This window comes from Vibrio sp. V43_P6S15P86, assembly GCF_009904725.1.
GTDB classification, from domain to species: domain Bacteria; phylum Pseudomonadota; class Gammaproteobacteria; order Enterobacterales; family Vibrionaceae; genus Vibrio; species Vibrio diabolicus.
In genome coordinates, this window is sequence record NZ_WXWT01000134.1 from 1 (window position 1) to 10,202 (window position 10,202).

Annotated in this window: 7 protein-coding genes; 4 read left to right on the forward strand and 3 right to left on the reverse strand. The window is 47.1% G+C overall.

The window, feature by feature from the left end:
* The first annotated feature begins 230 nt into the window (after nucleotides 1-230).
* From CAG69_RS05930 to dhaR, 4 genes are all read left to right on the forward strand, one after another.
* On the forward strand, nucleotides 231-2,183 hold the full coding sequence (locus CAG69_RS05930) for a PTS mannitol transporter subunit IICBA (protein WP_161443157.1): 1,953 nt from the start codon (nucleotides 231-233) through the stop codon (nucleotides 2,181-2,183).
* A 111-nt stretch (nucleotides 2,184-2,294) separates the two neighbouring features.
* Entirely contained in the window at nucleotides 2,295-3,443 is a 1,149-nt protein-coding gene (locus CAG69_RS05935) for a mannitol-1-phosphate 5-dehydrogenase (RefSeq protein ID WP_161443159.1), read from the forward strand.
* A 57-nt stretch (nucleotides 3,444-3,500) separates the two neighbouring features.
* A complete protein-coding gene (locus CAG69_RS05940; protein ID WP_012841150.1) occupies nucleotides 3,501-4,031 on the forward strand; it encodes an MltR family transcriptional regulator in 531 nt (176 codons plus the stop codon).
* 148 nt (nucleotides 4,032-4,179) lie between these two features.
* Nucleotides 4,180-6,105 (forward strand): dihydroxyacetone kinase operon transcriptional regulator DhaR, encoded by a 1,926-nt coding sequence (dhaR, locus tag CAG69_RS05945; RefSeq protein ID WP_161443160.1) that lies wholly within the window; start codon nucleotides 4,180-4,182, stop codon nucleotides 6,103-6,105.
* Between the two features lie 77 nt (nucleotides 6,106-6,182).
* Here dhaR and ptsP read toward each other — a convergent pair whose 3' ends face one another.
* The 3 genes from ptsP to dhaK all read right to left on the reverse strand — a co-directional run.
* Entirely contained in the window at nucleotides 6,183-8,582 is a 2,400-nt protein-coding gene (gene ptsP / locus CAG69_RS05950; RefSeq protein ID WP_161443162.1) for a phosphoenolpyruvate--protein phosphotransferase, read from the reverse strand.
* Nucleotide 8,583: 1 nt separating this feature from the next.
* Nucleotides 8,584-9,219, reverse strand: coding sequence for a dihydroxyacetone kinase subunit DhaL (gene dhaL, locus CAG69_RS05955; RefSeq protein WP_161443163.1), 636 nt, complete (start codon nucleotides 9,217-9,219; stop codon nucleotides 8,584-8,586).
* A 15-nt stretch (nucleotides 9,220-9,234) separates the two neighbouring features.
* The coding region (dhaK, locus tag CAG69_RS05960) for a dihydroxyacetone kinase subunit DhaK (RefSeq protein WP_161443165.1) at nucleotides 9,235-10,202 on the reverse strand (968 nt) is incomplete at its 5' end.

Here is a 10,202-nt window from a genome sequence, read left to right on the forward strand (position 1 = left end):
GATTTGAAAGTGACTTTTTGTTATTAAGTTACAAGCTAATAAGTTGAACTTGGTCACTTAAAAACCGTTTCTCAGCCTAAGAAATGCGGGCGTAGATCACGAAAAACCCGTTGTCAGTTCCAATTGGAAAATGTGTGGTAAATTGATTGGGTACTAAGCAATCAAACAAACGGTTTTGGCGAACCGTTTACTACAACAAGATTCATCAGAACATCGAACGGGGAATTGTTATGATATCACCAGATGCCAAGATCAAGATACAAAATTTTGGTCGTTTTCTGTCAAACATGGTAATGCCAAACATCGGCGCGTTTATCGCGTGGGGCTTTATCACTGCTCTATTTATCCCAACTGGATGGCTACCAAACGAAACGTTAGCCTCTATGGTTGGCCCAATGATTACCTACTTGCTGCCACTACTTATCGGTTACACCGGTGGTAAATTAGTTGGTGGCGATCGTGGTGCGGTAGTCGGTGCAATCACAACAATGGGTGTGATTGTCGGTACAGACATCCCAATGTTTATGGGTGCAATGATGGTCGGCCCAATGGGCGGCTGGGCTATCAAGAAATTCGATAACTACATCGATGGTAAAGTAAAAAGTGGCTTCGAGATGTTGGTTAACAACTTCTCTGCGGGCATCATCGGCATGCTATGTGCGATCCTTGCTTTCATCTTTATCGGTCCATTCGTAAAAATTCTTTCTGGTGGCTTGGCGGCAGGCGTTAACTTCCTAGTTTCTGCTCACCTACTACCACTAACTTCAATCTTCGTTGAACCTGCGAAGATCCTGTTCCTAAACAACGCGATCAACCACGGTATCTTCTCTCCACTGGGTATCCAACAAGCGTCTGAAACAGGTCAATCGATCTTCTTCCTAATCGAAGCAAACCCAGGCCCTGGTCTAGGTATCCTGCTAGCTTACATGGTGTTTGGTAAAGGTACGGCTCGTCAAACGGCAGGTGGTGCATCAATCATCCACTTCTTCGGCGGTATCCACGAGATTTACTTCCCATACATCCTAATGAACCCTCGCCTAATCCTTGCGGCTATCGCAGGTGGTATGACTGGCGTATTCGTTCTAACTATCTTTAACGCAGGTATCGTTTCTCCAGCATCACCAGGTTCAATCTTTGCAATCTTGTTGATGACTCAGAAAGGCTCAATCGTTGGTGTTCTAGCGTCTATCGCAGCAGCAACAGGCGTGTCATTCGCCGTAGCAGCACTGCTAATGAAGACTCAAACGTCAACAGAAGAAGACGGTGATGAAGCAGCACTAGAAAAAGCAACATCACAAATGAAAGACATGAAATCTGCATCTAAAAACGATGCGGTGGTAAACAGCCAAAGCAAAGGTGACGTAGACCTAGCGACAGTACAAAGCATCATTGTCGCTTGTGATGCGGGCATGGGCTCGAGTGCAATGGGCGCGAGCATGCTACGCAAAAAGGTTCAAGACGCAGGTCTGAACATCCACGTAACCAACCTTGCCATTAACAGCTTACCAGAGAGTGCAGATATCGTGATTACTCATAAAGACTTAACGGATCGTGCACGTAAGCATGCTCCAAACGCACACCACATTTCATTGACGAACTTCCTAGATAGCGAAATGTACAACCAGCTAGTCACCAAACTACTAGCAGCACAAAACCAATCCGCAGCCAATGACGACCAAATGGTAAAAGTTTCGCTCGTGGCAGCAAACGACGACAACTTCGAGCCAAAGCAAGCGTCGGTGTTCCAAATCCAGCGTGAAAACATTCACCTAGGTTTGAAAGCTGCCAACAAAGAAGAAGCGATTCGCTTCGCGGGCAACAAGTTGGTCGAACTTGGCTACGCAGAACCAGAATACGTAGACGCGATGTTTGAGCGTGAAGCATTGGTTCCAACTTACCTAGGCGAATCTATCGCAGTGCCTCACGGCACGGTGGAAGCGAAAGACCGCGTGAAGAAAACCGGCATTGTAATCTGCCAATACCCATCGGGTATCCAATTTACTGAAGACGACGATGATGTAGCGAAACTGGTTATCGGCATTGCCGCTAAGAACGATGAGCACATCCAGGTGATTACCACCATTACGAACGCGCTCGATGAGCCGGAGGCAATTGAGAAGCTAACTAGCACCAACGATGTGGAAGAGATTCTGAACATCCTTGGCGGTCAACAAGCGGCTTAATTACCCCTTTAATTTGCTCCTGAGGCAAATGAGGTCAGCTGTCACCCCCTATGCGGTTGGCCTCCCCCTAGTTTCGTAAGTCAACATTTTAGACATTGGTAGGTAAGAATTATGAAAAACGCAGTTCATTTTGGTGCAGGTAACATTGGTCGTGGTTTCATCGGAAAACTCTTAGCAGATGCAGAAGTCGAGGTCACATTTGCAGACGTGGACGCACCACTCGTCGATCAACTGAGTCACAAGCAAGAATACAAAGTAAAAGTGGTCGGTACTGAGTGCCAAATCGATACTGTTACCCACGTCACAGCCGTAAATTCAGCCAGTGATGACGTGATTGATCGCATCGTCAAAACCGATTTAGTTACCACAGCGGTCGGTCCAAACGTATTAGACATCATCGCAAAAACCATCGCGAAAGGCATCGCCAAACGTTTTGAAGCTGGCAATGACGCGCCACTTAACATCATCGCCTGTGAAAATATGGTGCGTGGTACCACACACCTAAAAGGTGAGGTGTACAAACACTTGGATGAATCACTGCACGCAAAGGCAGACGAGTTGGTTGGCTTTGTTGATTCAGCGGTAGATCGCATCGTGCCACCAGCAGAAGCCGCCAACGATGATCCACTAGAAGTTACGGTAGAAAGCTTTAGTGAATGGATTGTCGATGAGCAGCAATTCAAGGGCGATATCCCAAACATTGCTGGCATGGAAAAAACCAACAACCTAATGGCATTCGTAGAACGTAAGCTGTTCACCCTAAACACAGGTCACTGCATTACCGCTTATTTAGGTTGTTTGAAAGGGCACCGTACCATTCGTGAAGCAATTGAAGACCCAAGCATTCATGCTGAAGTAAAACAAGCAATGCACGAAAGCGGAGAAGTACTGATCAAGCGCTACGGTTTTGATCGCGACATGCACAAGGCTTACATCGAAAAGATCCTAGGACGCTTTGCCAACCCATATTTAGTGGATGAAGTGGATCGCGTTGGACGACAACCAATTCGTAAATTGGGTGCAAATGATAGATTAGTGAAGCCATTACTCGGTACAATCGAGTATGGCACTGAAAATCAAACACTTTTGAAAGGGATCGCGGCGGCGTTGAAATACACCAACGACACCGACCCACAAGCGGTGGAACTACAAACCTCATTAAAAGCCGTGGGCGTAAAGAAAACGCTAGCAACGTACACTGGCCTGGCTGAAGACAGTGTTGAAGTGGCTCAAATCGAAGTGATTTACCACCAGCTTTAATCAAATCAAGGGGAGCTCTGCTCCCCATAAATATAATTTTAAACAGTTACTCAGTATATGGCAGATAACATCAACGAAACCGAGATCATTGAACGATTAAACAGCGCGCCATCGGTACGAGGCTTTTTTATTGCAGCAGTCGATGTGTTCAACGATTCCATCGACGGGCTAATACAAAGGATCTTTCGTAAAGATAACTTCGCCGTGCAATCGGTTGTTGGTCCCCTACTGCAAGACTCCGGACCGCTGGGCGATCTCTCCGTTCGTTTGAAACTCCTATTTGGCTTAGGCGTACTCCCAGACGATATTTATCATGATATTGAAGACATCATTAAGCTTAAAAACCGACTCAATAGCGATGCATCCGACTACGAGTTCACTGATCCAAATATTCTAGAGCCAATCAAAAAGCTACATCTGGTAAAGAAAATGGGCATGGTGCAATTAGAAGTCAACGAACCTGATGACGACATCGACCTTGAGTTTTATCAACTCCAACTTCAACGCCAGCAACAAATAATAAAATCAGGTCTCTCGCTCGCCATTGTCGAGATCTGTAACGAACTGGGCAAAGACAGCCCTTTTTAACCCAACCTCCGGCAAGGAACGCCTTCTCTACTAGCCTCTTTTCTTTGCGTATCCTTTCTGTAAGACGTGCGTGAAAGCCATCACAGTCCATATTCGTATGTCTCTGTAATATCAGACCAATCTATCGCTGGTATTGAAACGGTATGGCATGCTTTCAATCGAAGACACTAAAACCAAATGGGAGTTTTTCCAGAAACACCATTGGGTATCTCCAGAATTTTCCCGCACTCCCGTACTTGAGTCGTGGGAGCGTTGCATAAAGCAATGCAGCCCTTATACCTGGTCAAAACCACATATTGCCTCTGGCTTTACCTTCTCATCTCTGATGAAACGCAACGAGCACCTCATCGAATGCGCCACGACAGTACTTGAAGACACTTACGACATGCTAGGAGACGAAGACCTGCTATTGATGGTAACTGATGGCAACGGCTGCGTTCTTTCCGTTGTGGGACATGACTCAATGCAACAAGAGATGCAGGTACTAGGCATTAAACAAGGCTGTTTTCTATCTGAAGGAAAAATTGGCACAAATGCGGTCAATCTTTGTATTAGTACTCATATCCCGTGTGAAGTATTCGCAGCAGAACATTTCAATCGCCACTTACATTCTTATGCCTCTGTAGCAGCACCTGTTTTCGACCAATTTGGCAAGTTACGCGGCACAACATGCCTTCTCAAAAAAGCAGAGAGCTATAAGAAAGAAAACTTGGTCATCATCGCGTCGAGCGCGAAAGAAGTCAGTTTGCAAATCCATATTCAGTCGGAACAAGAAAACATTAACCGCCTCACTTGTGCGCACAACGCAACGTTAGAATGCATGGATGACGGCCTTCTGGCCTGGGATGAAGAAAGCCATATCACCATGGTAAATCACCAATCAGAGCGCTTGTTAAACATTGAAGCCAGTCAGGTCTTGGATAAAGAAGTCTTTTCGGTTTTACGTTTCCCGCCAAATGTCCTCAATAGTATTGAGTCGGGTGCAAGCATCAACCGCAAACTCACAACGGTAGAGGTTCGTGGCGAGTTTGTTGAAGCGATCATTACCTTGCGTCCACTCAACGACGGCACACACTTATTGTTCTTGCACCCTATCGATAAAATTCGCGAACTTGCTCAACAACAAATAGGTGGCAGTGCGCGCTATACATTCAGCACTTTGCCTGTCATTTCACGAAAAATGAAGCACGTCATTACCGTGGCAAAGCGGGCCATAAAGTCCAAATCACCGATTCTAATTACGGGTGAAGAAGGCGTAGGAAAAGCCACTCTCGCCATGGCGATTCATAACGAAAGCGCCTACAAAGAAGGACCATTCATTACGCTCAACTGCCGCTCCATCAATACAGAGCAACTGGTCAAAGAAACCCTGGGATACGACGAGGGACAAGGCATGCCCTCTAAGTTTGAACTCGCCCATGGCGGCACGCTCTTTTTAGAGAAGGTGGAATATCTATCGCCCGATTTACAAGCCGTGTTACTTAAGTTGTTAAAAACTGGGCTCGTCAGCCGCAGCGACAGTTTGCGATTGATCCCCGTAGACTTTCAACTTATTACGAGCACCGCTTCAGAGATCAGCGAGTATGTCACTCAGCGCTCATTTGGTCGGCAACTTTATTATGAAATCTCCTCGAACGAGCTGCATATTCCGCCACTAAGAAAGCGCAAAGAAGACATTGAATTTCTCGTCCAGCAGCTTATCAGCCATTATGAACGCCGCCACAATGTGACTATCTCGATAGAGCCAGTCGCACTGGAAGCGTTGATGAATTTTCGTTGGTCAGGCAACAACTCTGAATTAAGAAACCGAACTGAGCGAATTTTGCTTAACCGCAGTTCCAACTTAATCAAGCTGAACGATATTCCTGAAGACATTAAACTGAATTCTCGCCATACCGCAGAAAATACGCCGGTAATCACGCTAGAAGAAGCCGAGAGAAGAGCTATTGTTCAGGCTTGGAATCAGTGTGATGGAAAAATGCATGATATGGCAAAAGCATTGCAAATTGGCCGCACGACCCTATGGAGAAAAATTAATAAGTTTGGGCTGCAGGAGCAAATGAAGCTGTATTAAGCCAAGAACTGGCGTTCCTACAAAAGTAAAACCGGCGTAAGCACGCCGGTAGAGATGTACTAACGACAAGATGTCGATTAAACATCAACAGACAGCTGACGAATCTGCGCTTTTAGTCCCGGTAGCAGACTCGAACTGGCGCTGAATTTTTGTAACCCAACACGAAGCAATGTTTCTGTGGCATTTGGATCGCCAGCCATCTCACCACACATACTGACCGGTATGCCCGCGCGATCGCCTGCTGCACATGTGAGTTCAATGGCTTTTAGTACCGATGGTTCAAAGTAGTTCACCAATTCGGCAACGGCGGCGTTGCCTCGATCAGCTGCCATAACATATTGAGTCAAATCATTGGTGCCAATAGAGAAAAAGTCGACTTCTTGTGCTAACGCATCAGCATTCAACACCGCGGCGGGTACCTCAATCATAATACCGACAGGCAAATGAGTCGCATCCAAGCCGAGTTGGTTTGCTTGATGCGCCAACAGCGCTTTTACTTTTCTCACTTCTTCAACCTGAGCCACCATCGGTATCATCAATTGAATATTCGGTTGCTCGTGAAAGGCTCTCAGAATGGCTCGAAGTTGGGCGGTAAACAATGACTCATGTTGAAGGCACAACCGCACCCCTCTCAAACCTAAAAATGGATTATCTTCCGATGGCATAGGATAAGCGGCTAAAGGCTTATCACCGCCAACATCTAGACTACGAATCGTAAGTGGCTTATCACCAAGTGCGGCGGCAATATCACGATACACTTGGTATTGCGCTTCCTCAGTCGGCAACTCATCACTGTTTTGAAATAGAAACTCAGTCCGGAATAGACCAACCCCCTCAGCTCCTGATGTGAGTGCATCATCAATATCTTTCGGTCCACCAATATTGGCGAATACTGGAATATGGACGCCATCACAGGTGACTGCGGCTTGCTGAGCACTCGCTAGCGCACTTTGTCGGGAGATTTGCCACTCAATTTGTTGCGCTTCTAATTCCTGCTGTACGGAATCCGAAGGAGAGAACCATAAATGCCCTCGGAAGCCATCAATAGTCACCACTTGACCAGCACACACAGCATCAAGACAGCCCTGTGCTTTAACGATGGCAGGAATCCCCATCGCACGAGCAAGAATCGCACTGTGAGAGGTTTTCCCTCCTTCACTCAAACAGATACCAAGCACTTTCGATTTATCAAGCCCGGCCACATCAGAAGGCATCAGGTCGCGGGCCAACAAAATACTCGGTTCCTGAATGTCGATGGCATTAGGCGTTACGCCTGTCATTTCGACCATAACTTGGCGTGCGATATCATGCACATCTGCTTCGCGTTCCCGCATGTACTGACTTTCTGCCTGGCGAAACTCTTCGGCCAACGTTTGCAGTGATTCTACCCAAGCTTGCTCGGCTATCATGCCCGTTTGAATTCGCGACTCGACCGATGCCCATAATTCTGGGTCACTGAGCATCATGCTATGAGCGGAAAATATTTCCCCTTTCGGCTGCTTCGCTTGCTCCTGCAAATGTTGAACAACCACGCCTATCGCACGCTTAACCCGTTCAATTTCATCTTGTTCACTTTGGAAATAACGTTCAGGCACAGCTGGCATTTCATGGGTAAAAAGGACAGCTGGAGCAGTTGCGATACCGTCATTGACTCGAATACCAACAACAGCACCTTCAATCTGACTTGAGGCCATATCATAGAGCAGAGTATCCGTGCTCTCTTCAGATTCAATAATGCCTTGCTCAACCGTCTCTTTTTCTCCGAAGTGCTCACTAGCTAAGGCTTCAAATGCCTTGATTGCTTCACTGGATTGAGAGCCGAGTGCGCACAGCGTGATCGTCTCTTGGCTACGAACACCAAGTTTCGCAATGCTGTTTAAGCTTTTCGCGTTCACACGGCGCTCGCCTTTTTTCAACCATAATTGGCAGTCAAAAGGCGCGAGTGCACCAACAATGGCCGCAGCGGGACGAGCATGTAATCCATGCGGATTTTGCACTACCCAATCAAATGTCCGCTCTTGCTCAAAGTTCTCTGATACTGGCGCTATCTCAGCGGATGTTAGTGGCTGATCACCAAGGTGCTCTCGTTTTACGCTTAACGCATTCTGTGCCTCTTCGACTACCGTCGATAAAGGTAGTCCGGCGGCAGCAGCCACCGACGCCGCCATGGTTCCTTCAACAATAGGGGCCGAGATAAGGGTGACATTTTCCCTCACATGATCATCAATCAGATCCAGAGCCATTTCCGTGCTAAGCAACGCGCTGCCAAGATCCATCAATACAACAACCCCTTGTTGATCTTGTACCTGCTCAATCGCTTCCATCACGGCAATAGCATCAGTTCCGATCGGATTCTCTGGATCATCAATCCCAGCCGCAATCGCAAGCTTGGCTTTGCCTTGCGTCATTTGGGTGGCAAGTTCTGCCACCCCTTCTGCAAGGCGACGACTATGAGATACAACTACAATTCCCACCATCTTAATTACCTGCTATTGCCTGCTGTAGTGCTTTAATCATTAACAAAGAAGAGGTTGCGCCGGGGTCTTGGTGACCAATACTACGTTCACCTAAATAGCTTGCTCGCCCTTTTTTCGCCAACATTTCAATCGTGGCAACCGCATTCGTTTCTGCTAGCTCAACCATTTCATTCAGTAAGTGATCGGCGCTCATGACATTTTCTAACGACGCCTTCACGCTAACTAAAACGGGTAACCAAACATCACACATGGTTTTATCACCCAGTTCCGCTTTACCACGAGACACCACGCCATCCACACCGCTTTTTAGTGCATCCACTAACTCTTCAAACGTTAATTGCTCTCGAGTTCCGACAGCGGCAGCCGTGCGAATAAACAGCGTGCCATACAGCGGGCCACTTGCCCCACCGACACTAGAAAGCAAGGTCATGCCCGTATTCTTGAGAATGCTGCCGATATTTTGGTCCGCAAATTGCGGCAGTTTTTCAGCAACTTTTTTAAAGCCTCGGTTCATATTGAGACCATGGTCTGCGTCACCAATATCACGATCAAGGTCGGTCAGAAAATCTTGATTCTCTTGATACGTTTTTGCACATAGCTCTAACCAGTGAACGATATGTTGTTTTTCAATTTGCATGTTTACTCTCCCCTGTTACCACTTGATCGCGGCCGTATCGACAGGAGCATCAAACAGCTCCAACATCTCTTTGTCTGCCTTCAGCAACGTAATCGAAACGCCTTCCATATCGAGTGACGTACAGAAGTTACCAACCATATTACGCACGATACGGAACCCAGCTTGCTCGCAGTTATGAGCCAGACGGCGGTACACTCCGTAAAGCTCTGAAGTTGGCGTACCACCCATACCATTCACCATCACGATGTAGTCGTGTTCAGCGGCGAAAGGCTCAATGCTGGATTCCACTTCATCCCATTCACCTTCGTCACGATTCCAAATACGCAAAGTGCGCTGATATGGTGTGTTTTCAGCAACTTCAGCAAACATCTCATCCACTAACGTATCGACATCGGTGTATTTCACTCGCTTGATACCTGGTTCACCATGGATACCAACACCAAACTCCACTTCATCATCTTCCAGAACAAAAGATGGTTTACCCGCCGCTGGCACAACACAAGCATTAAGCGCCACGCCAAATGAACGACAGTGATTATTAACGCGACGAGCCAGATCTTCACATTGCTCCAACGAATAACCTTTGTTCGCGGCAGCCCCAACTAACTTCTCAACCAATACCGTTCCAGCGACGCCACGGCGACCAGCGGTATACAGGCTGTCTTTGACTGCAACATCGTCATCCACCAACACCGACCCAACTTTAATGCCATCGGTATGAAGGAGCTCCACGGCCGTTTCAAAGTTCAACACGTCGCCGGTGTAGTTTTTAATGATAAACAGCACGCCCTCACCAGTATTCACTTGGTTACCACATTCGTACATTTGATCAGGCGTAGGTGAAGTAAATACCTCACCAGGGCAGGCACCTGTCAGCATGCCTTTACCAATAAAACCTGCGTGCAAAGGTTCATGACCACAGCCACCACCAGAAACCAATGCCACTTGCCCCGGCGTTTCCTCGTGCCACATGTAACGAGGCT